Below are 21,731 nucleotides of genomic sequence, written 5' to 3' on the forward strand. Positions count from 1 at the left end.
AGACAAGGAGGATGCCGAACCACTGCCAGATCGAAATCGAGCGGAAGTACGACGTCGACGACTCGGCCGTGCCTCCGCGTCTGGTGGGCGCAGGCGCCGTCGCCATCGAGAGCGACCCGGCGACGGCGGAGCTCGTCGCGGTCTACATCGACACCGCCGACCTCGCCCTCGCGCGCGATCGCATCGCTGTGCGGGTGCGTCATGGAGGCGGCGACGAGGGCTGGCACGTCAAGCTCCCCGGTGACGAGGGCCGCACCGAACTGCACTGGCCGCTCGGCGCCGGTGACAGCGACGATCCGCCGGCGGAACTGCTGGCCACGCTCCGCGACAGGATCGGGGATGCACGCCTTCAGCCGATCGCCCGCGTCACCAATCTGCGCACCACCGTGATTCTGCAGGATGCCGCCGGCTTCGCCGTCGCAGAACTCTGCGACGACCACGTAGCCAGCGAGAATCTACGTACGGGCGGGGTGCGGCAGTGGAGAGAGTGGGAGGTCGAGCTGCTCGGAGGGGCGCCGGACACCCGCGAGGGCAGGACGGTTCTTCTCGACGAGATCGAGCAGCGTCTCCTCGACGCCGGCGCGGTCGTCTCGGCCAGCTCGTCGAAGCTCGCCCGGGCGCTCGGGCTCTGACGCCATCCGGCGCTTTTGTGCTGGGGGCGAGGCGTCGGGCATGATTCACACGTAGGAATAACACCCCAGGGAGCAGCATGAAGATCGGCATCCTCACCAGCGGCGGCGATTGCCCCGGACTGAACGCGGTCATCCGCGGAGCGGTCCTCAAGGGCGACCGCGTGTTCGACTCGGAGTTCGCCGGTTTCCGTTACGGCTGGCGCGGTGTCGTCGACGGCGACATCATGACGCTCGACCGTCACAGCGTGCGCGGGCTCTCGCGGCAGGGCGGGACCATTCTCGGGTCGAGTCGCACGAACCCCTTCGAGGGCGAGAACGGCGGGCCGGAGAACATCCAGCGCATGATGGACCAGCACGGTATCGACGCCATCATCGCCATCGGCGGCGAGGGGACTCTCACCGCCGCGCGTCGGCTGACCGACGCCGGTCTCAAGATCGTCGGCGTGCCGAAGACCATCGACAACGACCTGGCGGCCACCGACTACTCGTTCGGCTTCGACACGGCGGTCGAGATCGCGACCGAGGCGATCGACCGGCTGCGCACCACCGCGGAATCGCACCAGCGCTGCATGGTGGTCGAGGTCATGGGACGCCACGTCGGCTGGATCGCGCTGCACTCCGGCATGGCCGGCGGCGCCCACGCCATCCTGATCCCGGAGCAGCCGCAGTCGATCGAGCAGATCGTCGAGTGGGTCGAATCGGTGCGCGACCGCGGGCGTGCTCCGGTGATCGTCGTCTCCGAGGGCTTCCACCTCGACACGATGGAGGAGGCGCACTCGCACAAGGGCCTCGACGCCTTCAACCGGCCGCGCCTGGGCGGCATCGGCGAGATGCTCGCTCCGATGATCGAGGAGCGCACCGGCATCGAGTCGCGGGCGACCGTGCTCGGCCACATGCAGCGCGGCGGAGTGCCGAGCGCCTACGACCGGGTGCTCGCGACGCGTCTCGGCATGGCCGCGATCGACGCCGTGTACGAGGGCCGCTGGGGTTCGATGGTGTCGTTGCGTGGCACGGACGTGGTCAACGTCTCGATCGCCGACGCGACCGGCGGCCTGAAGACCGTTCCGCAGGCGCGGTACGACGAGGCTGCACTGCTCTTCGGCTGATCGCAGGGGACTAGGCTCACCGTCACAGACGAAAGGAGCTCCTGTGCCCAGAGTCGTTCAGTTCGACGAGTTCGGTTCGCGCGATGCCCTGAAGGTGGTCGACCGGCCGCGACAGTGGCCGGGGCCCGGCCAGATCCTGGTGAGGGTCATGGCGGCGGGTCTCAATCCGATGGACACCAAGGCGTACCGGGATGAACGCGCGGCCGGGCGCATGGGTGTCACGGTGCCGAGCGGCATGGGTCAGGACTTCGCCGGCTTCGTCGAGGAGCTCGGCGACGGCGTGTCCCGCTTCACGGTGGGGCAGTCCGTGTTCGGCACGGCGCCGTTCGCCTCGATGGCCGACTTCGCGATCGTGCAGGAGGACGGCCAGGTCGTCGTGAAGCCCGATCCGGTCACGTTCGAGGTCGGCGGCTCGCTCGGCGTCGTCGCGCGTACGGCGGTGGCGAGTGCGCGCTCGCTCGGACTGGGCGAGAACGACACCGTGCTGGTCAGTGCGGCGGCAGGCGGGGTCGGCATCCTGGCCGCTCAGCTGGCCGTGCGCGCCGGAGCGACCGTGATCGGAACCGCGAGCGTCGAGAACCACGAGTTCCTCGAGGGGCTCGGCATCATCCCCGTCGAGTACGGCGACGGCCTCGCCGACCGGGTGCGCGAGGTGCTCGACGACGGCGACCGGGTCACGGCGGTGCTCGACAACCACGGCCCCGACACGATCGACACGGCGATCGAGCTCGGCGTCCCCGTCGACCGCATCAACACGATCGCCGCGTTCGGGCCCGCCGCACGCGGTGCGCACACCGTCGGGGGGTCCTCCGCCACGAACGACGACATGAGCGAGATCGCCGAGCTCCTCGCCGAGAACGAACTGGTGCTCCCGATCGACTCGATCTTCCCGATCGAGCGCGTCATCGAGGCCTACAGCCGACTCGAGGCGGGCCACGTGCGCGGCAAGATCGTCGTCGTCACCGAGTAGCGCGTCGGAGCGCGGCATTAGACTCCGAGCAGTCTCGAAGAGGGAGCACGAATGGTACCTGCCATCAACTACTGGGCGGTCCTGATCGCCACGGCCTCCAGCATGGTGGTCGGCTCGATCTGGTACGCACGCGGCGTGTTCGGCGCCTATTGGATGCGGCTGGTCGGCCACGACGAGGAGTCGATGCGGCGCGGGGCGGCGTTCCCGCTCATCATCACCGTGGTCGTGAGCTTCATCACGGCGTGGGTGCTCGCCGGTGCGACCGACATCTCTTTCCACTTCTACGGCGGCTCGTTCTTCTGGAATGCGGTACTCACCGCTGGCGTGCTGTGGGCCGGCTTCACCGCGGCCAGGATGGTCACCCATGACGCGTTCGACCGGAGGCCGAGCAGCCTGACCGTTCTCAACCTGGCACACGAGTTGGTGACCGTCGTCGTGATGGCGATCATCATCGGCGTGTGGCCGCCCGCGGGCGCATGATCGCCGACGAGCTGGCCCGAGAGCTGCGGGCCGCCGGGCTGAGCTGGCACCCGGTCTCCGGCGACACCTTCGCGATCGATCGCTCCGAGCTGGCGGGCGACCGCTTCACCGTCAGCGAGATGACCATCGAGCCCCACGAATTCGACACCGGCACGATCCTCGGTTTCAACGGCACGACCGAGTGGGCGCTCGACTCGCTCGCGCTGGAGGACGCACTCTGGATCCCGCGCGAGGACCAGCTGCGGGAGCTGCTGGGCGGATCGTTCCGTCATCTCGCCCGCACGTCCGACGGCTATCGGGTGACCATCCTGCTGGCCGGAGAGGATCGGTACTTCGACGAGGAGGACGCCGCGACAGCCTACGGCCGCGCGCTGCTCTCGCTGATCGGGGCCGCCGTCTCCTGACGGGAAACGGGATGCCGGGGCGGGGCGAGGACCGCCGGCGAGAGCTCTGCGACGGCACGGCCGCCCGCGAGCCCGAGCGTGATGTCGAGCTCGGCGATCAGGTTGCGCAGCAGTTCGCGCACGCCGGCCTCGCCCGCCACCGCGAGCGCGTAGACGTACGGCCGGCCGATCGCGACCGCCGTGGCCCCGAGCGCGAGCGCGATGAGCACATCGGCGCCGCCGCGCACCCCGCTGTCGAACAGCACGGGGAGCCGCCCGGCGACCCGCTCGACGATCGCGGGCAGGGCGTCGAGCGCGGCGACCTCGCCGTCGATCTGCCGTCCGCCGTGCGTCGACACCTGCACGGCGTCCATTCCGGCGTCGATCGCGCGCTCGGCGTCATCCGGATGCAGGATGCCCTTCAGCACGATCGGCAGGCGGGTGCGTTCGCGCAGGAACGCCAGGTCGCCCCAGGTGAGCGCGGGATTCGCGAAGACATCGAGGAAGGTCTCGACGGCGGCCAACGGCTCGGGCGAGCGCAGGTTCTGCCTGATGGTTCCGGGATGGCGGCGCAGGATGCTCGCGAACGAGGCGATCGTCGCCGGTGTGATCGCGGTGCGCGCGCGGGTGTAGCCGGCGTCGACGCGCGCCTTCACGAGCTGCTGGAACACCGGATCGCTGGTGTATTGCGCGATGCCGCGGCCGCGGCTGAAGGGCAGGTAGCCGAGATCGAGATCGCGGGGCCGCCAGCCGAGCACGTGCGTGTCCAGGGTGACGACGATCGCCTCGCAGCCGGAGCGCTCCGCGCGTTCGACGAGGCTGGCGACCAGATCGCTCGACGAGCTCCAGTAGAGCTGGAACCAGCGGGCGGAGCCGGGGGAGACCTCGTCCATCGCGGCGGCGACCGTCTCCATGGGCGTCGACGCCTGGTTCGATAGCACCATCGGCACGCCGAGCGAGGCCGCAGCGCGGGCGGCGGCGGCATCCGCACCGGGATGCGCGAGATCGAGCACGCCGATCGGCGCGAGCAGCAGCGGGGTCGCGCGGCGGCGGCCGAAGAGGTCGATGCTCAGGTCGCGGTCGGCCACGTCGCGGAGCACGCGGGGCACGATCCGGCGGCGCCCGAACGCGGCGGTGTCGGCGCTGTCCGTGCGCTCGAGGCCGGCCGAGCCCGCCACGTAGGCGAACGCGGCGCGGGACATCCGGCGCCGTGCGAGGCGCTCGAGTTCGCGGAACCCGGTCGGGATGCGCGGGGTGCGGCCGGTGACGCCGGCGCGATAGATCTCCGATTGGGCATCGCGTCCGGCACTGGCGGTCATGGCACCATTGTGCACCGCCGCGCATGTGTCACCATGAACCCATGACCGCTCAACCGTTCTTCCAGGCGATCGCCATCGGCTTCGAGGTCGTCGGCGTCAGCGCGATGGTCATCGGGTTCGTCGTCGCCGTGGCCATCGCGCTGCGCGCGTGGATCCGCACCAAGGACGGGGCGATCGGCTTCCGCACCCTGCGGGAGAGCTTCGGAGGGGTCATCCTGCTCGGGCTCGAGATCCTGGTGGCCGCCGATCTCGTGCGCACCGTCACGTCGACGCCCTCGCTGACCGATGCCTTCGTGCTCGCGTTGATCGTGCTGATCAGGACCGTGCTCAGCTTCTCGCTTCAGATCGAGATCGACGGGGTGGCGCCATGGCGGCGCGCGCTCGTCACCGGCCCCGAGGTCATGGCCAGGGCCGCGAAGCGGTCGGGCGACGCGACGGCCTGAACCGATCGGCCGCCGCCGATGCCGGCCGGCGCCGGGCTCAGCCCGCGCCCAGGTCAGCCGGCGCCGATATCAGCTCTCGGTGCGAGCCGCGCGTTCGGCGTTGCGGGCCTTCACGCGGGCGTTCTCCGCGCGTACCGCCGCCTGCGTCGCGCGCTCCTGCACGAGCCAGGCCGGGGGAGCGGCGAGGAGGTCTTTGATCTCCGCCGTGGTCAGCGCCTGGTCGACGCCGGAGCGTGCCAGACCGCTGATCGAGATGCCCAGCTTCTGAGCGACCACCTCGCGCGGGTGCGGGCCGTCGGCGCGCAAGGTCGCGAGCCACGCGGGAGCGGCAGCCGTCAGTTCGGCGAGCTCGCTGCGGCTCACCTCGCGGTCGCGGAACTCCTCGGGGGCCGCGGGGAGGTAGATCCCGAGCTTCTTGGCCGCCGTGGCCGCCTTCATCGTCTGGGACTTCTTCTCCGCGCTCATGACTCCAAGGGTATCGTCCGGCGGGGCCGGTACCCTTACGAGCATGGTGTCCACGTTCACGATCGCTTTCCCGCTCGGCGTGACGGTCGGCAAATGGACCAGGGTGTTCGAGCAGCGGCATCCCTCTGTCGAACTCCGGGTCGTGCGCATGGAACTCGCCGATCAGCACCGGATGCTCGTCAGCGGCGACGCCGACATGGCATTCGTGCGCGAACCCCTCGACACCGACGGACTGCACCTCATCCCGCTGTATGCGGAGGACATCGTCGTGGCGATGAGCCATGAGCACCTCCTCACGCTCGAGAAGAAGCTGCATCGTGCCGACCTCGCCGACCAGACGGTGCTCGACGACGACGCCTCGGAGGGGCTGTTCCGCACGATCGCGGGAGGCACCGGGGTCGCCGTGCTCCCGCAGTCCGTCGCGAAGGTGTTCCGGCGTAGAGACGTCGTCGCGATGAAGCTCGAGGACGCCGAGCCGAGCAGCGTCGGTCTGGCGTGGCCGCGCGAGGGTCAGCATCCGCTCGTCGACGAGTTCATCGGGATCGTCCGCGGCCGCACGGCGCACAGCTCGCGCAATCCGGAGGTGGCGGCGACGGAGGCAGCGCAGGGCAAGAAGGGCGCGAAGAAAGCCGCGAAGGCGGCCGCGCAGCCGAAGGGCGGCGGCAAGGCCGGCGGCAAGAGCGGCGGCACGAAAGGCGCAGCAGCGCGCGGCGGAAAGAAGCCGGGCTCGCCGCGCGGTCAGGTCACGAGACGTGCACGGCGGGGCGGCGCTTGACGTCCTTCTCCGCCTCGCGCAGCACTTCGCGGGTCACGGGCGCCACATCGCCGACACCTGTGATGAGGAAGCGGAACATGTTGGAGATCGGGTTCCCCTTCGCCCACTCGAAGTAGATGGTCGGTACGACCCCGGTGACGTCGCGGATCTCCATCAGCACCGCCGCGATCGTGTTCGGCACATTGCCGCTCTTCACCTGGAGCACGCGGTAGCCGTGCTTCACCACGCCGTGCACCTCCAGGTCTTCTTCGAAGTCTGACGAGTCGGAGGGGTAGACCTCGAGGAAGATCGTGCGCGCCCGCTGCGGGATGTGGCTGAACTTGCGCTCGTCCTTGTTCTTCTGCGCGTATTCCTTGTCCGTGTCGACGTCGGGCTCGTGGGCGATGATGCGGATCTCGCCCTCCTCGGCGTCTTCGAGGATGAAGTCGAGGGCCGTCACGTCGAAGGTGACACTGGTGGCGCGCAGCTGGAAGGAGCGACCGATGCGCGAGACGATCGAGATCACCAGGATGCCGATGATGAAGAGCGTCGCGATGCGCAGGCCGTCGGGCCGCTCGAAGATGTTGACGATGGTCGTGTAGACGAAGATCGCGGTGATGATCGCGTAGACGACCGTGCGCCTCGGCTGCTTCTTGCGATAGGCCGACAGGGCGACCGCGAGCGACGCCGACGTGATCAGCACCAGCACGCCGGTCGCGTATGCCCCGCCCTGGGCGTCTACGCTGGCCTGGAACACCAGGGTGATGATGAACGCGATGGCGGTGAACACCAGCACGAGCGGTCGCACGGCCCGCGCCCACTGGGGTGCCATCCCGTAGCGGGGCAGGTAGCGCGGCACCAGGTTGAGCAGGCCGGCCATCGCCGAGGCGCCGGCGAACCACAGGATCAGGATGGTGCTCAGGTCGTAGACCGAGCCGAAGATGTTGCCCAGGTACTCGTGGGCGAGGTACGCGAGCGCTCGGCCGTTCGCCGGGCCGCCGGGCTGGAAGTCCTTCTGCGGGATGAGCAGCGTCGTCGTGAAGCTCGACGTGATCAGGAAGACGCTCATGATCAGCGCCGAGGTGGTGAGCAGGCGGTGGGCGCCCTGGATGCGGCCGGCCGGGCGTGCGGGATCGTCGTCGGCCTTGCCCTTGATCTGGGGCATGACGGCGACGCCGGTCTCGAAGCCGGACAGGCCGAGGGCCAGTTTGGGAAAGACGAGCAGAGCGATGGCCACGATCATGATCGGGTCGCCGTGCTGGGTGAAGAGCGCCGTCCACCAGTCGGTGACCGCCGTGGGGTGTTGGAACACCTGCACGATCGAGGTGGTCACGACGACGACGTTCAGTGCGAGGTAGACCGCGACGAGCACGACGGCGATGCCGATCGCCTCACGGAAGCCCTTGAGGAACACGGCGGCCAGCAGGGCGAGCAGGAAGAGCGTGATGCCCACCTGATTGCCGTGGAACCATTCGGGCGTGTACGGGTTCTCGATTGCGTGCGCCGAGGCGTCCGCCGCCGACAGCGTGATCGTGATCATGAAGTCGGTCGCGGCGAACCCGAGCAGCACCAGCACGAACAGCTTGCCGGCCCACCAGGGGAGCAGGCGCTCGAGCATCGCGATCGATCCGGAGCCCTTGAAGCTCTCGCGGGCGACGCGGCGGTACACCGGGAGGGCGCCGAGCAGCGTCAGCGCCACGAGCACCACGGTGGCGAAGGGCGAGATCAGTCCGGCGGCGAGTGCCGCGATGGCCGGCTGGTAACCCAGCGTCGAGAAGTAGTCGACGCCGGTGAGGCACATGACCTGCCACCACGAGTGCGTGCGTTCAGGACGCCGGGCGTGCGGGCCCTGGTGCTCGCCGCGTTCGTCGATGAGGCCGGAGAGGAGCCAGTGCCGGAACACGCCGACCTTGGCCGGCCGGGCCACATTGTGCGCCTGGCCGGGAACGGGGACCTCGGGCCGCTGGCCCGTGGAAGTGCTGGACATGAGATCCTTCGTCGACCGGCCTACAACTGAGCCTCAGCGTACCCGTTCACCAGGGGGAGATGCGGTAGTCCTTGAGGAAGACGCCGTAGAGGTCGTCCCCGGCCTCGCCGCGCACGACCGGGTCGTACACCCGGGCGGCGCCGTCGACCAGGTCGAGGGGCGCGTGGAACCCCTCCTCGGCCAGCCGGACCTTCGTGTAGTGCGGGCGCTCGTCGGTGATCCAGCCGGTGTCGACGCTCGTCATCAGGATGCCGTCGGTCTCGAACATCTCGCCGGCGCTCGTGCGCGTGAGCATGTTGAGGGCGGCCTTCGCCATGTTGGTGTGGGGGTGACCCGGACCCTTGTAGCGGCGGCTGAACACGCCCTCCATCGCCGAGACGTTCACGATGTACGCGCGCCCGGCCTCGGTCGCGGCCATCGATGCTCGCAAGCGGCTGATCAGCAGGAAGGGCGCTGTGGTGTTGCAGAGCTGCACCTCGAGCATCTCGAGCGGGTCGACATCCTGAACGGCCTGCGTCCAGCTGTTGACGCGGTTGACGTCGGGCACGAGACCGCCGGCGTCGATCGCGCTGCCGTCGGCGTGACGGGCGAGGGACGACGAGCCGGGAGCCATCGCAAGGGCGGCGAGGTCGTCGGCGGTGAGTGCGGACGGCGCCGCCTGCTCCGCGATGGTACCCGCGAGGCTCGCCACGGACAGCAGCGGATGCGACGCCACGCTGGCCTCGAGCGCCTGCGGGTGCGGGTCGTTGGTGTGACCGAAGGTCTCCATCTCGGGCAGCGGGCCGTCGGGCAGGGGCTTCGACTCCGCCTCGGCGAGCAACGAGTACGAGCCGGGGGAACGCCGCACCGTCTGGGCGGCGTTGTTGATCAGGATGTCGAGGGTGCCCTGCGCGGCGACCGAGTCGGCGAGGGCGATCACCTGGGCGGGGTCGCGCAGGTCGATGCCGACCACGCGCAGGCGGTGCAGCCAGTCGCCCGCGTCGGGGAGCGAGGAGAACCGGCGAACGGCATCCCGCGGGAACCGGGTGGTGATGGTCAGGTGGGCACCGTCGCGCAGCAGCCGCAGAGCGATGTGCATCCCGATCTTGGCGCGGCCGCCCGTGAGCAGCGCGCGCTTGCCGGAGAGATCGGTGCGTGCGGTGCGCTTCGCGTGGCTGAGCGCTGCGCAGTCGGGGCACAGCTGGTGGTAGAACGCGTCCACGAGCGTGTAGTGCTGCTTGCAGATGTAGCAGGCGCGGGACTTGAGCAGGGTGCCCGCCGACGATCCGCTGGCGCTCGTGGTGAGGTCGGCGCCGCGCGTCTCGTCGTCGATGCGGTCGGGAGCGCCGGTGGCGGTCGCCGCCACGACGGCCTTGTCGTTCTCGGCGACGGCCGCGCGGATCTGACGACGGCGCTCCTGCTTGACGGATTTGAACATCCGGGCGGTGGCGTGGCGCACGCTCACGAAGTCGGGGTGCTCCTCGTCGAGCAGGTGGAGGTCGGCCAGCACGCGGAGGGTCGTCGCGAGGTCATCGGGGTCGATGGACGCGGAGTTCGCCGCAGCGGTCAGCGCGTCGACGGTCAGATCGGAGGCGTCGGCGTTCGAGGAGGGAGAGTCGGGGAGCACCGGAGAATTCTAGGCGATCGCGGGTGGGAGCAGTCCGTGAGCGGCGATCAGGCGGCGTGGTGCCGGCTCACTCCACCGCGAGCTCGAGCCATTCGAGGCCGCGCAGGTCGATGCACACCCGGCCGGGCTCTTCGACGGCCTTCGCCAGGACGTCGCCGCAGATCGAGCAGCGCAGCACGAGGCCGTGGTCGTTCGGGTACACGCGCGCCCGCGCCACCACCGCGATGTCGCCGCAGTGCGCGCACCGGCCGCGCGCGCTCGTGACGTCGACGGCGAACAGCTCCGACAGCAGCCCAGCCGCCGCGTTGCCGTCCAGATAGCCCATGTCGGTCAGGTCGCTCATGGCGCGCCTCCGATTCCGCCGTAGCGTTCGGTCTTGATGCGGGCGGGGTCGTGCCCGGCGGCCACGAGCCAGTCGGACACCGTCTCGACGAACACGGTGGCCCCGCAGATGAAGAAGGTCGGCATTGTCGATGCCGGCAGGATGCTGTCGGACAGCGTCTGCTCGGTCAGGCGCCCGGCGGCGACCGGCCAGCCGGACGGCGCCTCGCGGGTGTACACGTACGAGACCCGCAACGGTGCGGACTCGTCGTGCTCGAGCATCCCGAGCTCGTCGCGGTAGTACACCGACTCCGGGGTGCGCACGGAGTACAGCAGGCGGAAGTCTGCGGAACTGGCCGCCGCCGCATGTGCGCGCGCCATCGACATCAGCGGCACGACGCCGGAGCCGCCGGCGATGAGCTGAACGGGGGTCTCGTCGCCCGGCCGCCAGACGAACCAGCCGCCGACAGGCCCGCGCACCTCGAGCTGATCGCCGACGGCAACACCGCGCACGAGGTACGGCGACACCTCGCCGTCGGCGAGCTCCTCGACCGTGAGCTCGAGTTCGTCGCCGCCCAGCGCCGAGGCGATCGAGTACGACCGCACCGCCTGGTAGCCGTCGGGCGCGGTGAGGCGCACATCGACGTGCTGACCCGCGAGGTGGCCGTGCAGGCCGGGGATGCGCAGCCGCAGGGTGCGGGCGGTGGGCGTCTCGAAGTGGGCGCCCACGACATCGGCGACGTGCCAGACCGTGCTCACCAGTAGCGCTCTTCGCGCCAGGGGTCGCCGTACATGTTGTAGCCGTTGCTCTCCCAGAAGCCGGGAGCGTCCCTCGGGAGCATTTCGAGGCCGCTCACCCACTTGGCGCTCTTCCAGAAGTACAGGTGCGGCACCAGCAGCCGGGCCGGCCCACCGTGCTCGGGAGCGAGCGCGGAGCCGTCGAAGGTGTGCGCCACCCAGGCCTTGCCGTCGAGCAGGTCGGCCAGCGGCACATTCGTCGTGTACCCGCCGTACGAGTGCGCCATCGTGTACTCGTAGTCGGTGTCGACGCCCTCGAAGAGCGTGTCGAGCTTCACCCCGCGCCACGACGTGCCGAGCTTCGACCAGCTCGTGACACAGTGGATGTCGGTGCTCACGTCGTCCTGGGGGAGGGCGAGGAACTCGTCCCAGCTCCAGCGGTGCACGGTCCCCTTCTCGGTGGTGATCGTGAAGGCCCACTCGTCGTGGGAGACCCGTGGTGTCGGACCGGCGGAGAGCACGGGGAACCCGTCGGTCTTGTACTGACCCGGAGGAAGTCGCGGGTCATCGGTGCGTCGGCGGCCGGAGAAGCCGGAAGAGATGATTCCCATGGCCGCAGCATATTCCTCGGCCGGCGCACCGGTCTATGGTGAACAGATGACCGCCGTGAATCTCGGACTGCCGCTTCGGTCCAGCGCGGCCGGAGCGGCCGGAGCGGCCGGTGTGGCCGGCCCGGACAGTCCGTACGGACCGCCGGACACGGCGGGCCGACCGGAGACCGCCGAACTCGTCGACCGATTCGGCCGCGTGGCGCGCGACCTGCGGGTGTCGGTGACCGAGAAGTGCTCGCTGCGCTGCACGTACTGCATGCCGGCGGAGGGACTGCCTGCCATCCCGCGCGAGAACCTGCTGAGCGCGGCGGAGATCGCCCGCCTCGTCGGCATCGGTGCGCGCGACCTCGGGGTGCGCGAAGTGCGATTCACGGGGGGAGAGCCCCTGATGCGGGCGGACCTCGCCGAGATCATCGGCCGCTCCGCGGACGCGGCGCCCGGGGTCGACCTCTCGATCACCACCAACGGGATCGGGCTCGACCACCGCATCGGCGAGCTGGTGGAGGCGGGGCTCACGCGGGTCAACGTCTCGCTCGACACGATCGACCGCGAGCACTTCGCCGCCCTCACCCGCCGGGATCGCCTCCCGGCCGTTCTCGCCGGCATCCGTGCCGCGCACGAGGCCGGGCTCAGTCCACTCAAGATCAACGCCGTGCTGATGCGCGACACCCTGGCCGGCGCCGCCGACCTGCTCGGCTGGGCGATCGACAACGACTGCCGGCTGCGCTTCATCGAGCAGATGCCGCTCGACGCCGACCATGCTTGGGCCCGCGACAACATGGTGCCTGCCGCAGAGCTGCTGAGCGTGCTCGGCACCCGCTTCGAACTGACGGACCCGGGGCGCGATGACCCGTCGGCGCCGGCGGAGGAGTGGCTGGTGAACGGCGGCCCGGCCACGGTCGGGATCATCGCGTCGGTGACGCGCAGCTTCTGCTCTGCGTGCGATCGCACCCGGATCACGGCCGAGGGTACAGTGCGCTCGTGCCTCTTCGGCGACGACGAGACCGACCTGCGCCACCTGCTGCGCACCGGAGCCGACGACGCCGAGATCGCCCGCTGGTGGCGTGCGGCGATGTGGGGCAAGCAGGCCGGTCACGGGATCGACGCGGCCGGTTTCGTTCCACCGGTGCGCAGCATGGGGGCGATCGGTGGCTGAGACCGTGCTGGTGCGGTACTTCGCCGCCGCCGAGGACGCGGCCGGGCGACCCGAGGAGCGTATCGAGCTGGCCGAATCGACCCTGGGAGCGCTCCGCACCGAACTGGAGTCGCGATACGGCGCGGACATGGCACGCGTTCTGCGCTCCGGTTCGTTCCTGGTCGACCGCGTGGTGTCACGCGATCCGGCCCGCCGCATCGGTGCGACCGTCGACGTGCTCCCGCCGTTCGCCGGCGGCTGAGCGCACCGGCGGTCGATGACGAGGCACGCCGCTCGACGTACGCTGTTCCTCAGGCGTTGTACATCGTGACCGCTGCGGCCGGGAAGACGAGCGCGACCCCGACGCCGGGCCCGAGTCCGAGCTCGGCGACCGCGGCCGGAGCGACCAACGCCGGCAGGCTGTCCGTGCGCACACGCACGAGGTCGCCGCGCGGCTCCAGGTCGAGCACCGTCGCCGGCACACGGTTCACATCCGCCAGGGCGACGCCGGGGGCGTGGATGCTCTCCACCCGCACCTCGGCCGGCCGCACGACCGCCGCCACCCGCGCATCCTGCCGGACGGTCTCGACCGCGCGGGCCGCGACCGCGAGGCCGTCGTCCGTCACGAGACCGCCTGGCGTGCGCCGCCCGGTCAGCAGGGCGACGCCGGTCAGCTCTGCGGTGAACGGATGCCGTGGCCGCTCCAGCACGGAACGCGTGGCTCCCTGCTCGGCGATCGTCCCCTCGTGCAACACGACGACCCGATCGGCGAGCAGGTAGGCGTCGAGCGCATCGTGGCTCACGATCACGGCCGTGCGGTCGTCGAGCACGCGAGCGAGCATCTGCCGCACGGACGAGGTCACGGCGACGTCGAGCGCGGAGAGCGGCTCGTCGAGCAGCAGCAGCCGCGGTTCCGCCGCCAGCGCCCTGGCGATGGCGACGCGCTGCGCCTGGCCGCCCGAGAGCTCGGCCGGATGGCGATCGGCGAATTCGCCCGCCCCCACCTCGCCGAGCCAGTGCTCGGCACGTGCGCGCGCCTCCGGCCTGGACGCCCGGGCTGTGCGCGGCCCGAACTCGACGTTGCGCCGCACCGACAGGTGCGGGAAGAGCAACGGCTCCTGCGCGAGCAGCGCGATGCCGCGGCGATGCGGCGGCGTCCAGACTCCACCCGGTGACGCGAAGAGCGTGTCGCCGCCGAGCACGGCGCGGCCCGTGTCTGCGCGCACGAGCCCGGCGAGCACTCCGAGCACGGTCGACTTGCCGGCGCCGTTGGGCCCGAGAATGGCGACCGTCTCTCCCTCGGCGAGCTCGAGCGCGACCTCCACGCCCCGTTCGGCGACCGTGGCCTCCAGCGTCAGGCTCACGCGAGCGCCCTCCGCCGGCGTCGCGCCGGCTCGCCCGCGCCCTGCGCGACCGCGACGACCACCACGGCCACGGCGATCAGCACCAGCGACAGCGCGACCGCCGCAGCAGGATCCGTCTCCCGCTGCAGGTAGATCTCGAGCGGGAGCGTGCGCGTGACGCCCTGCAGGCTGCCGGCGAACGTCAGCGTGGCGCCGAACTCGCCGAGAGCGCGCGCGAACGACAGGATGGCGCCGGAGACCAGGGCGGGCAGCACGAGCGGCAGCGTCACGCGGAACAGCACCGTGCTCGGACCCGCTCCGAGTGTGGCGGCGACCGCCTCGTACCGCGTCCCCGCCGTGCGGAGGGCGCCCTCGAGGCTCAGCACCAGGAACGGCAGGGCGACGAAGGTCTGGGCCAGGATCACCGCGCTGGTCGAGAAGGCGACGTCGAACACGCCGCCCAGCATCCCGCGTCGTCCGAACAGGTAGAGGAGCGCGAGGCCGCCGACGACCGGCGGCAGCACCAGCGGCAGCAGCACCAGCGCTCGGATCACGCGCTGTCCGGGAAAGGACCCGCGGGCCAGCACCGTCGCCATCGGCACCCCGAGCACGATGCAGAGCAGCGTGGCGGCCACGGAGGTGCGCAGGCTCAGCAGCAGGGCGTCGACCGAGGAGGGTGAGGTGATCAGCGGGACGAAGTGCGCCCAGTCCACCCGCGCGATGAGCGCGACGAGCGGGAGCACCACGAACAGTCCGCCGAGGACGGCGACAGCGATGATCCAGCGCGGCACGCCGAGACCGGATGGGCGGGGCATCGGCTACGGCGCTCCGAAGCCGGCGTCGGCCAGCACCTTCTGGCCGTCCGGCCCGGTCACGTAGTCGACGAAGGCGCTCGCGAGCTTCGGGTTCTTCGAGCCCGTCAACGCGACGATCGGATAGGTGTTCACCGCGGACGAGGCCTCGGGGAACGGCACCGAGTCCACCGAGTCACCGGCGCCCTTGACATCGGTCACGTAGACGATCCCGGCGTCGGCCTCTCCGGAGCTCACCTTGCCGAGCACATCGGTCACCGCCGACTCCTGGCTCACGGGCTTGAGCGTGACACCGGTGGAGGCCTCGACCTTCGCCGTCGCAGCGCCGCACGGGACCTGCGGGGCGCAGATCACCGTCTTGACCCCGGGCTTCGCCAGGTCGGCGAACGAGGTGATGTGAGCGGGATTGCCCGGGGGGACGGCGATCGCGAGCACGTTGGTCGCGAAGTCGACCGGTTGGCCGGCGGTGAGCGTGGCATCCGTCGCCTTCGCCATGTTCTTCTCGTCGGCGGAGGCGAACACGTCGGCCGGCGCGCCCTCGGTGATCTGGGACACCAGGTCCGAGGAGCCGGCGAAGCTCAACGTGATCGTTGTGCCCGGGTGCTTCGCTTCGAAGTCCGTGCCGAGCGCGGTGAAGGTCTTGGTCAGGGAGGCGGCGGCGAACACCGTCGCGGAACCCGAGAGCGCATCGGCGGAGGCCGACGGGGTGCCGCCCGGCGATGAACCGGCGGACGAGCATCCGGTCGCTGTCAGCGCGATCGCGGCGAGGAATGCGGCGGTGGCGGTGATGCGGCGGCGCACGGTCAGTCCTTCCCAGTAGGGGTCTCGACGATCACGGTGGTGGCCTTGACGACCGCGATGGCGACTGACCCGAGTTCCAGGCCCAGTTCGCGCACCGCCTCGCTGCTCATCAACGAGACGACACGGTGCGGGCCGCACTGCAGCTCGACCTGCGCCATGACGCGATCGGCGACGATGTCGGTCACGATGCCGACGAAGCGGTTGCGTGCCGACCGGCCGATGTCCGACGGGTCGGCGGGGAGCACCGCGTTCTGCTTGGCGAGCTGAGCGAGCTCGAAGCCGTCGACGACCGTGCGGCCGGCGTCGTCTCTTCCGCTCTCGATGACGCCGGACTCGATCCAGCGCCGAACCGTGTCGTCGCTCACCCCGAGGTACAACGCGGCCTGTTTTATCCGAATCTGCGGCATGAATCACATGCTAGAGCCGAATCCGCGGAAATGAACCGTCTTCTACAGGCCGACCCATTCGGAGACGCCGTCGGAGAAGTGCTGCCGCTTCCAGATCGGCACGCGCGCCTTGATCAGTTCGACGAGTTCCGCGCACGCCGCGAAGGCTTCTGCACGATGCGGGGCCGCCACCGCCGCCACGAGCGCCAGGTCGCCGATCGTCAGGGAGCCGACGCGGTGCTCGGCCGCCACGCGCAGGCCCGTGCGACCGGCGATCTCGTCGCAGCATTCCTGCAAGAACCGCTGGGCCTCCGGATGCGCGCGGTAGTCGAGCGACACGACCCCGCGTCCCCCGTCGTGGTCGCGCACGATCCCCTGGAACGCCACCACCGCGCCGGATTCCGCGCGCCAGACGAACTCGTCGACCGCCGACGTGTCGAGCGGGTCCTCGCTGATCCGGGCGAACACGTCGCTCATGCGCCGTGCTCCGCCGCTCCGCGGACCTGGTCGACCAGGTGCGCCAGCAGGTCGCCGAGCACCTCGAGTCCGTCGGCCACGCCGCCGCGGGAGCCGGGCAGGTTCACGATCACGGTGTCGCCCGCGACCCCGGCCAGGCCGCGGCTGAGCGCAGCGAGCGGGGTGTGCGCCAGTCCGCGCACGCGCATGGCCTCCGCGACGCCGGGCAGCTCTCGGTCGAGCACCGCCGCCGTGGCCTCGGGAGTGCGGTCGGTCGGCGAGATGCCGGTGCCGCCCGTGGTGATGATGACGGCCGGATGCGCGGCGACGGCGGCGCGCAGCGCGTGGTCGATGTCGGCGTCGGCCACCACCCGCAGCTCGGTGCTCGGGTGCCCGTGCTCGGCGAGCCAGGCCGCGATCACCGGCCCGGTCGCGTCGGGCCGCTCGCCGGAGGCGGCGCGGGTGGACGCGACGACCACGATCGCCGTCGGGCGCGGTGCGGAGGCGTGGGCGGCTTCCGGCGCATCCGGTTCGGCCGCGGGCTGACCCGTGCCCGTTCCGGCGCCGGCGGGGACCGCATCCGGCTCGCCCGCTCGGCGCCATTCGCCGCGCTTGCCGCCGCTCTTGTACGCCAGGCGCAGGTCGGTGAGCATCGCGCCCGGATCGATGGCCTTCACCATGTCGTGCAGCGTCAGGCCGGCGACAGACAATCCCGTCAGGGCCTCCATCTCGACGCCGGTCTTGCCTGTCGTCGTGGCGGTCACCTCGATGCCGATCGTGCCGGCCTCCGCGTCGAGCGAGAACTCGACGTGCACGGCGTCGAGCGGCAGCGGGTGGCAGAGGGGGATCAGCTCCGAGGTGCGCTTCGCCCCGGCGATGCCGGCGATGCGGGCGGTGGCGAGCACATCGGCCTTGGGGAGCCCGTCTGCCCGCACCAGTCGCACGACCTCCGAGGTCGTCACCAACCGGCCACGGGCGATCGCGATCCGGTGCGTTGCGGCCTTGTGGCCGACGTCGACCATCCGTGCCCGTCCGTCGTTGTCGACATGCGTCAGCTCGCTCATAGTGTCCACACTGTCACGTCGGCGCCCGCTGCGACCTGCTCGGCGTCGGCGGGGAGGTCGATGAGCACGTCGGAGCGTGCCATGCCGGCGACGAGGTGCGAGCTCGGGCCGGAGGCCTGCTCGACCCTGCCGTCCGGCAACAGGCGTCCGCGCAGGAACTGCCGCTTGCCCGCCACCGACGTCAGGGCGTCGGCGAGCGGGACCTGCCTCACCGGGATGTCGGGCAGCGCCGCCGCACGGCGCAGGATCCCGCGGAGGAAGACGGTGAACGACACCTGCGTGCTGACCGGATTGCCGGGGAAGCAGATGATCGGCACGCCGTCCACGATGGCCGTCGCCTGCGGGCCGCCCGGCTGCATCGCCACGGTGCAGACCTGCGCGCCGCGCGGTTCGAGCACCTCGCGCACGACCTCGAAGGCGCCCTTGGAGATGCCGCCGGACGTCAGGATCAGGTCGCTCGCCGCGATGGCGTCGGCGAGAACGCCCTCGAACGACGCGGGGTCGTCGTCGCTCGTGCCGCGATAGCCGACGACGGCGCCGGATTCCTCGGAGAGTGCGGCCAGGGCGATGCCGTTGGCGTCGAAGATCTGCCCGAACTGCGCGGGGCGATCGCCGCGCACCAGTTCGGAGCCGGTGGTGATGATGCCGACGCGCAGGGGAGCGAGCACCCTCACCTCGCCGACCCCGGCAGCGGCGAGGGCCGCGAGATGCCGTGGCGCGAGCCGCGTGCCCAGTGGAACGATCACGTCGCCGCGGCGCAGGTCGCTGCCGCGCTCGCGCACGTACTCGCCCGCGCGCCGCGAGCGGCGGACCTCGACGATGGACCCGGCCAGGTCGTCGTCGCGGCCGAGCACCAGCTCGGCGTCTTCCACCGGGACGATCGCGTCGGCGCCGGCCGGCACAGGCGCCCCGGTCATGATCCGGATGGCCGTGCCCGGCGTCAACACGACGGGAACGGTGTGACCGGCCGGAACGTCGCCCGACACCTCGAGGGCGATCGGAACGGTCTCGATGTCGCTCGCGCGCACGGCGTAGCCGTCCATCTGCGAGTTGCGGAACAGGGGGAGGTCGACGGCGGAGCGCACGTCGTCGGCGGTCGTGCGGCCGAGCGCGTCGGTGAGCGGGACCACCTCGGACGCACGGGCCATGAGCAGCGGAGCGAGCATCCGGCCGATGCGAGCGGCGTGCTCGTCGACCGATACGGGGGAGGTCATGACCTCAGTATCGCGCCAGGGACCCGTCGATGTCTCTGGCCCAGGCGTCGATCCCTCCGGCGAGCACGAGCCCGGGTGCGCCGGCGGCGTCCAGAGCCCGCCGCGCGACCTCGGCGCGCGGGCCGTGATGGCACACGATGACCAAGGGGTCGTCGCCGAGCCGGGCGGCCACGCCGGCGGGGTCGCGCTGCACCACCGCGAGAGGCACCAGCAGCGAACCGGGGATCGAGGCGAGGTCGGCTTCCCAGGGTTCGCGCACGTCGATGAGGGTGAACGGCTCGCCCGCCTCGAGACGGGCGCTGAGCTCTCCTGGCGTCATCGTCGCACTCACTCCGCAGAACAGGTCGTAATCGATCAGCCGGGTGACCGGCTCGGCCTCGGCGTCGCGCTCGTAGGCGAGCTCGCGGAAGCCGCCGCTGAGGGCGTCGTGCACGACGACACGGCCGACGAGCGGCTCGCCGGTGCCCGTCACGAGCTTGACGGCCTCGCTCACCATCAGGCCGCCGATGACCGCGCAGACCGACGGCAGCACGCCCGCCTCGGCGCAGTTCGGAACGCTGCCCGGCTCCGGCGGAACGGGGAAGAGGTCGCGGTACTGCGGACCCTCCGCAGCCCAGCTCACGCCGACCTGGCCGCCGAACCGGTGCACGGCGCCCCAGACGACCGGCACGCCCGCGAGCACGCCCGCATCGTTGACCAGGTAGCGGGTCGGGAAGTTGTCGCTGCCGTCGAGCACCAGGTCGTAGCCGGCGATGATCTCCCGGGCGTTGGCGGACGTCAGCATGGTGTCGTGCACCACGACGGCGGTCTCGTCGTCGAGCAGCGCGACGGCTTCGGCGGCGGAGGCGGCCTTCGATCGCCCGACGTCCGCCGGGCCGTGCACCGTCTGCCGCGGCAGGTTGCTCCATTCCACGCGGTCGCCGTCGACGATCCCGATCGTGCCGAAGCCGACCGCGGCGAGGCCGGGGAGCACCGCGCTGCCCAGGCCGCCTGCGCCGACCACGAGCACACGCGCGTTGCGCACCCGGCGCTGGGCGTCCATCCCGAAACCGGGGAGCCGGGCGGTGCGGGCGTAGCGCGCCTCGCGCTCCGGCGGGAGTTCCGGGCCGATGCCGACGAGGGGCGCGAACGTCATGGTGACCAGGCTAGACCGGCTCGGGGGAGCGCTACGAGACCGTGACCGAGATCTGGTGCAGCCCCGTCGCCCCGTTGGGCACGACGTCGGCGACGGCGGAGGTCTGCACCCTGCCCTTCGCGTCGGTGGCGCGCACCCGGATGGTGTGCTGGCCCTTCTCTGCGTTCCAGGCGTACTTCCACTGCCGCCAGGTGTCGACGGAGATGGCGTCGGCGATGTCCGCCTGCTCCCACGGGCCGTCGTCGATCTGCACGTGCACCGCACTCACCCCGACATGCTGCGACCAGGCGACCCCGGCGACCGCCACGGTCCCCGCCGTCACCTGCCGCCCGGCGGCGGGCACGTCGATCCGCGACTCGAGCTTCACCGGGCCGCGCTGCGACCAGCCCCTGTCGGTCCAATACGAGGTGGCGCGATCGAATCGGGTGACCTCCAGGTCGACCACCCACTTCGTCGCCGAGACGTAGCCGTAGAGGCCGGGGACGACCATCCGCACCGGGTAGCCGTGCTCCAGGGGAAGCGGCTGCCCGTTCATCCCGACCGCGAGGATGGCGTTGCGCTCGTCGGTGAGCGCCTCGATCGGCGTGCTCGCCGTCCAGCCGTCCTGGCTCTTCGAGAGCACCATGTCGGCGTTCGATTTCGGCTTCGCGCGCGCCAGCAGGTGCCGGATGGGGTAGCCCAGCCAGGTCGCGTTGCTGATCAGGTTGCCGCCGACCTCGTTCGACACACAGGTGAGCGTCGTGATGCTCTCCTCCAGCGGCAGCTTCAGCAGCTCCGCGAAGCTCAGTTCGATCTCGTCCTCGACGAGACCGTGGATGCGCAGCCGCCAGGTCGAGGGATCGATCCCGGGGATCTGCAGTGCGGTGTCGATGCGGTAGAAGTCCGCATTCGGGGTGATGATCGGCGACAGCCCGGCGATGTCGAACGAGGCGCCGGCCGGGATCGGCGGGGCGGCCACCGCCGCCTTCGGCAGGTGGAAGGCGGCACGGGCCGCGGCCGCCGCCCGGTATCCGCTCGAGACCACCTGGCCGATCGCCACGGCGATCGCTCCGCCCGCCGCCGTCGCGCCGGTCGCGACGAGGAACCGCCGACGGCTGACGGCGCCGGAGGGCGCGACCCGCGTCGGGGCGGTGCCGCGCAGCATCCGGGCCAGTGCGCCGAGCACCAGGATGGCGACGATCGCGGCGACCGCGGACGGGACCGCGTCGAGCACGCTCGCGCCCGACCTCGTGAGTGCGGCGAGAACGCCGAGAGCGCCGCCGAGGGCGATCAGGATGCGGCCCACCGGCGGCCGCAGGCTCTCCAGCCAGCCGGCCAGAGCTCCCGCGATCAGCAGCACCAGAGCGAGGCTCACGATGAGGACGGTCTTGTCCTGCGTGCCGAAGACAGAGATCACGGCCTCTTTGAGCCAGCCGGGCACCAGGTCGATCACGGCCGCGCCCACCACGAGCACCGGACTGCCGTTCTGCGCGAAGAGGGAGCTGACCAGTTCACCGGCCCCGACTCCGGCCAGAATGCTTGCGACCCCGGTCGCCGCCGGGCGCCAGAACGACACCATGACGCGAGGTTA

General features: G+C 71.0%; 25 protein-coding genes. 9 read left to right on the plus strand and 16 right to left on the minus strand.

Annotated features, from left to right (window positions below):
* Nucleotides 1-11: 11 nt before the first annotated feature.
* The 5 genes from AC1DB1_RS15505 to AC1DB1_RS15525 all read left to right on the plus strand — a co-directional run bounded on the left by AC1DB1_RS15505 (nucleotide 12) and on the right by AC1DB1_RS15525 (nucleotide 3,592).
* Nucleotides 12-632 carry a CYTH domain-containing protein gene (locus AC1DB1_RS15505; protein ID WP_477201439.1) on the plus strand — a complete coding sequence of 207 codons (621 nt, stop codon included), beginning with the start codon at nucleotides 12-14 and terminating at the stop codon, nucleotides 630-632.
* 77 nt (nucleotides 633-709) lie between these two features.
* The gene (locus tag AC1DB1_RS15510) at nucleotides 710-1,738 is read left to right on the plus strand and encodes a 6-phosphofructokinase (protein WP_271178112.1); all 1,029 of its coding nucleotides are present in this window, start codon (nucleotides 710-712) and stop codon (nucleotides 1,736-1,738) included.
* Between the two features lie 43 nt (nucleotides 1,739-1,781).
* A complete protein-coding gene (locus AC1DB1_RS15515) occupies nucleotides 1,782-2,708 on the plus strand; it encodes an NADP-dependent oxidoreductase (RefSeq protein ID WP_477201440.1) in 927 nt (308 codons plus the stop codon).
* A gap of 51 nt (nucleotides 2,709-2,759) precedes the next feature.
* The gene (locus AC1DB1_RS15520) at nucleotides 2,760-3,188 is read left to right on the plus strand and encodes a DUF1761 domain-containing protein (RefSeq protein WP_271178114.1); all 429 of its coding nucleotides are present in this window, start codon (nucleotides 2,760-2,762) and stop codon (nucleotides 3,186-3,188) included.
* The gene (locus AC1DB1_RS15525; RefSeq protein WP_477201554.1) at nucleotides 3,185-3,592 is read left to right on the plus strand and encodes a hypothetical protein; all 408 of its coding nucleotides are present in this window, start codon (nucleotides 3,185-3,187) and stop codon (nucleotides 3,590-3,592) included. Before AC1DB1_RS15520 ends, AC1DB1_RS15525 begins: the two co-directional genes overlap by 4 nt.
* On the opposite strand, the gene AC1DB1_RS15530 is transcribed toward AC1DB1_RS15525, so the two are convergent.
* Nucleotides 3,547-4,890: an alpha-hydroxy-acid oxidizing protein gene (locus tag AC1DB1_RS15530; protein WP_477201441.1), complete on the minus strand. Its 1,344-nt coding sequence runs from the start codon at nucleotides 4,888-4,890 to the stop codon at nucleotides 3,547-3,549. The genes AC1DB1_RS15525 and AC1DB1_RS15530 overlap by 46 nt on opposite strands.
* Before the next feature lie 41 nt (nucleotides 4,891-4,931).
* Between AC1DB1_RS15530 and AC1DB1_RS15535 the strand changes: the two genes are divergently transcribed.
* Nucleotides 4,932-5,333 carry a DUF1622 domain-containing protein gene (locus AC1DB1_RS15535; RefSeq protein WP_477201442.1) on the plus strand — a complete coding sequence of 134 codons (402 nt, stop codon included), beginning with the start codon at nucleotides 4,932-4,934 and terminating at the stop codon, nucleotides 5,331-5,333.
* 69 nt (nucleotides 5,334-5,402) lie between these two features.
* Here the strand turns inward: AC1DB1_RS15535 and AC1DB1_RS15540 are convergent, their stop codons facing one another.
* Nucleotides 5,403-5,798, minus strand: coding sequence for a DUF5997 family protein (locus AC1DB1_RS15540; protein ID WP_477201443.1), 396 nt, complete (start codon nucleotides 5,796-5,798; stop codon nucleotides 5,403-5,405).
* Nucleotides 5,799-5,841: 43 nt separating this feature from the next.
* Here AC1DB1_RS15540 and AC1DB1_RS15545 point away from each other — a divergent pair, with 43 nt between their 5' ends.
* Nucleotides 5,842-6,573, plus strand: a complete 732-nt coding sequence (locus AC1DB1_RS15545) for a LysR family substrate-binding domain-containing protein (protein WP_477201444.1) — start codon at nucleotides 5,842-5,844, stop codon at nucleotides 6,571-6,573.
* Here AC1DB1_RS15545 and AC1DB1_RS15550 read toward each other — a convergent pair.
* The 5 genes from AC1DB1_RS15550 to AC1DB1_RS15570 form a co-directional block, all read right to left on the minus strand.
* Nucleotides 6,542-8,539 carry an APC family permease gene (locus AC1DB1_RS15550; RefSeq protein WP_477201445.1) on the minus strand — a complete coding sequence of 666 codons (1,998 nt, stop codon included), beginning with the start codon at nucleotides 8,537-8,539 and terminating at the stop codon, nucleotides 6,542-6,544. The two genes, AC1DB1_RS15545 and AC1DB1_RS15550, sit on opposite strands and share 32 nt — an antisense overlap.
* 46 nt (nucleotides 8,540-8,585) lie before the next feature.
* On the minus strand, nucleotides 8,586-10,145 hold the full coding sequence (locus AC1DB1_RS15555) for an SDR family NAD(P)-dependent oxidoreductase (protein WP_477201446.1): 1,560 nt from the start codon (nucleotides 10,143-10,145) through the stop codon (nucleotides 8,586-8,588).
* Between the two features lie 67 nt (nucleotides 10,146-10,212).
* Entirely contained in the window at nucleotides 10,213-10,488 is a 276-nt protein-coding gene (locus AC1DB1_RS15560) for a DUF6510 family protein (RefSeq protein ID WP_271178120.1), read from the minus strand.
* The gene (locus tag AC1DB1_RS15565; protein WP_271178121.1) at nucleotides 10,485-11,225 is read right to left on the minus strand and encodes an FAD-binding oxidoreductase; all 741 of its coding nucleotides are present in this window, start codon (nucleotides 11,223-11,225) and stop codon (nucleotides 10,485-10,487) included. Before AC1DB1_RS15565 ends, AC1DB1_RS15560 begins: the two co-directional genes overlap by 4 nt.
* On the minus strand, nucleotides 11,222-11,815 hold the full coding sequence (locus AC1DB1_RS15570; RefSeq protein ID WP_477201447.1) for a sulfite oxidase-like oxidoreductase: 594 nt from the start codon (nucleotides 11,813-11,815) through the stop codon (nucleotides 11,222-11,224). The genes AC1DB1_RS15565 and AC1DB1_RS15570 overlap by 4 nt, the downstream gene beginning before the upstream one ends.
* Before the next feature lie 46 nt (nucleotides 11,816-11,861).
* Here AC1DB1_RS15570 and moaA point away from each other — a divergent pair, with 46 nt between their 5' ends.
* Together moaA and AC1DB1_RS15580 are read left to right on the plus strand one after the other, a co-directional pair.
* Nucleotides 11,862-12,971 (plus strand): GTP 3',8-cyclase MoaA, encoded by a 1,110-nt coding sequence (gene moaA, locus AC1DB1_RS15575; protein WP_477201448.1) that lies wholly within the window; start codon nucleotides 11,862-11,864, stop codon nucleotides 12,969-12,971.
* Complete coding sequence (locus tag AC1DB1_RS15580; RefSeq protein ID WP_271178124.1) at nucleotides 12,964-13,212, plus strand: MoaD/ThiS family protein; 249 nt, start codon at nucleotides 12,964-12,966, stop codon at nucleotides 13,210-13,212. The genes moaA and AC1DB1_RS15580 overlap by 8 nt, the downstream gene beginning before the upstream one ends.
* A 49-nt stretch (nucleotides 13,213-13,261) precedes the next feature.
* On the opposite strand, the gene AC1DB1_RS15585 is transcribed toward AC1DB1_RS15580, so the two are convergent.
* The 9 genes from AC1DB1_RS15585 to AC1DB1_RS15625 are packed head-to-tail and all read right to left on the minus strand — an operon-like array spanning nucleotide 13,262 to nucleotide 21,719.
* Complete coding sequence (locus tag AC1DB1_RS15585) at nucleotides 13,262-14,314, minus strand: sulfate/molybdate ABC transporter ATP-binding protein (RefSeq protein ID WP_477201449.1); 1,053 nt, start codon at nucleotides 14,312-14,314, stop codon at nucleotides 13,262-13,264.
* The gene (locus tag AC1DB1_RS15590; protein WP_477201450.1) at nucleotides 14,311-15,108 is read right to left on the minus strand and encodes an ABC transporter permease; all 798 of its coding nucleotides are present in this window, start codon (nucleotides 15,106-15,108) and stop codon (nucleotides 14,311-14,313) included. Before AC1DB1_RS15590 ends, AC1DB1_RS15585 begins: the two co-directional genes overlap by 4 nt.
* Nucleotides 15,109-15,111: 3 nt before the next feature.
* Entirely contained in the window at nucleotides 15,112-15,912 is an 801-nt protein-coding gene (modA, locus tag AC1DB1_RS15595; RefSeq protein WP_477201555.1) for a molybdate ABC transporter substrate-binding protein, read from the minus strand.
* Nucleotides 15,909-16,313 carry a TOBE domain-containing protein gene (locus tag AC1DB1_RS15600; RefSeq protein WP_477201451.1) on the minus strand — a complete coding sequence of 135 codons (405 nt, stop codon included), beginning with the start codon at nucleotides 16,311-16,313 and terminating at the stop codon, nucleotides 15,909-15,911. The genes modA and AC1DB1_RS15600 overlap by 4 nt, the downstream gene beginning before the upstream one ends.
* 42 nt (nucleotides 16,314-16,355) lie before the next feature.
* On the minus strand, nucleotides 16,356-16,769 hold the full coding sequence (locus AC1DB1_RS15605) for a molybdenum cofactor biosynthesis protein MoaE (RefSeq protein ID WP_477201452.1): 414 nt from the start codon (nucleotides 16,767-16,769) through the stop codon (nucleotides 16,356-16,358).
* Nucleotides 16,766-17,812: a bifunctional molybdenum cofactor biosynthesis protein MoaC/MoaB gene (gene moaCB, locus AC1DB1_RS15610; RefSeq protein ID WP_477201453.1), complete on the minus strand. Its 1,047-nt coding sequence runs from the start codon at nucleotides 17,810-17,812 to the stop codon at nucleotides 16,766-16,768. The genes AC1DB1_RS15605 and moaCB overlap by 4 nt, the downstream gene beginning before the upstream one ends.
* Nucleotides 17,809-19,026: a molybdopterin molybdotransferase MoeA gene (locus AC1DB1_RS15615; protein ID WP_477201454.1), complete on the minus strand. Its 1,218-nt coding sequence runs from the start codon at nucleotides 19,024-19,026 to the stop codon at nucleotides 17,809-17,811. The genes moaCB and AC1DB1_RS15615 overlap by 4 nt, the downstream gene beginning before the upstream one ends.
* Nucleotides 19,027-19,030: 4 nt before the next feature.
* Nucleotides 19,031-20,161, minus strand: coding sequence for a ThiF family adenylyltransferase (locus tag AC1DB1_RS15620; RefSeq protein ID WP_477201455.1), 1,131 nt, complete (start codon nucleotides 20,159-20,161; stop codon nucleotides 19,031-19,033).
* A gap of 31 nt (nucleotides 20,162-20,192) precedes the next feature.
* A complete protein-coding gene (locus AC1DB1_RS15625) occupies nucleotides 20,193-21,719 on the minus strand; it encodes a molybdopterin-dependent oxidoreductase (RefSeq protein WP_477201456.1) in 1,527 nt (508 codons plus the stop codon).
* Nucleotides 21,720-21,731: the final 12 nt, after the last annotated feature.

Source organism: Leifsonia sp. 10N434, from assembly GCF_056394405.1.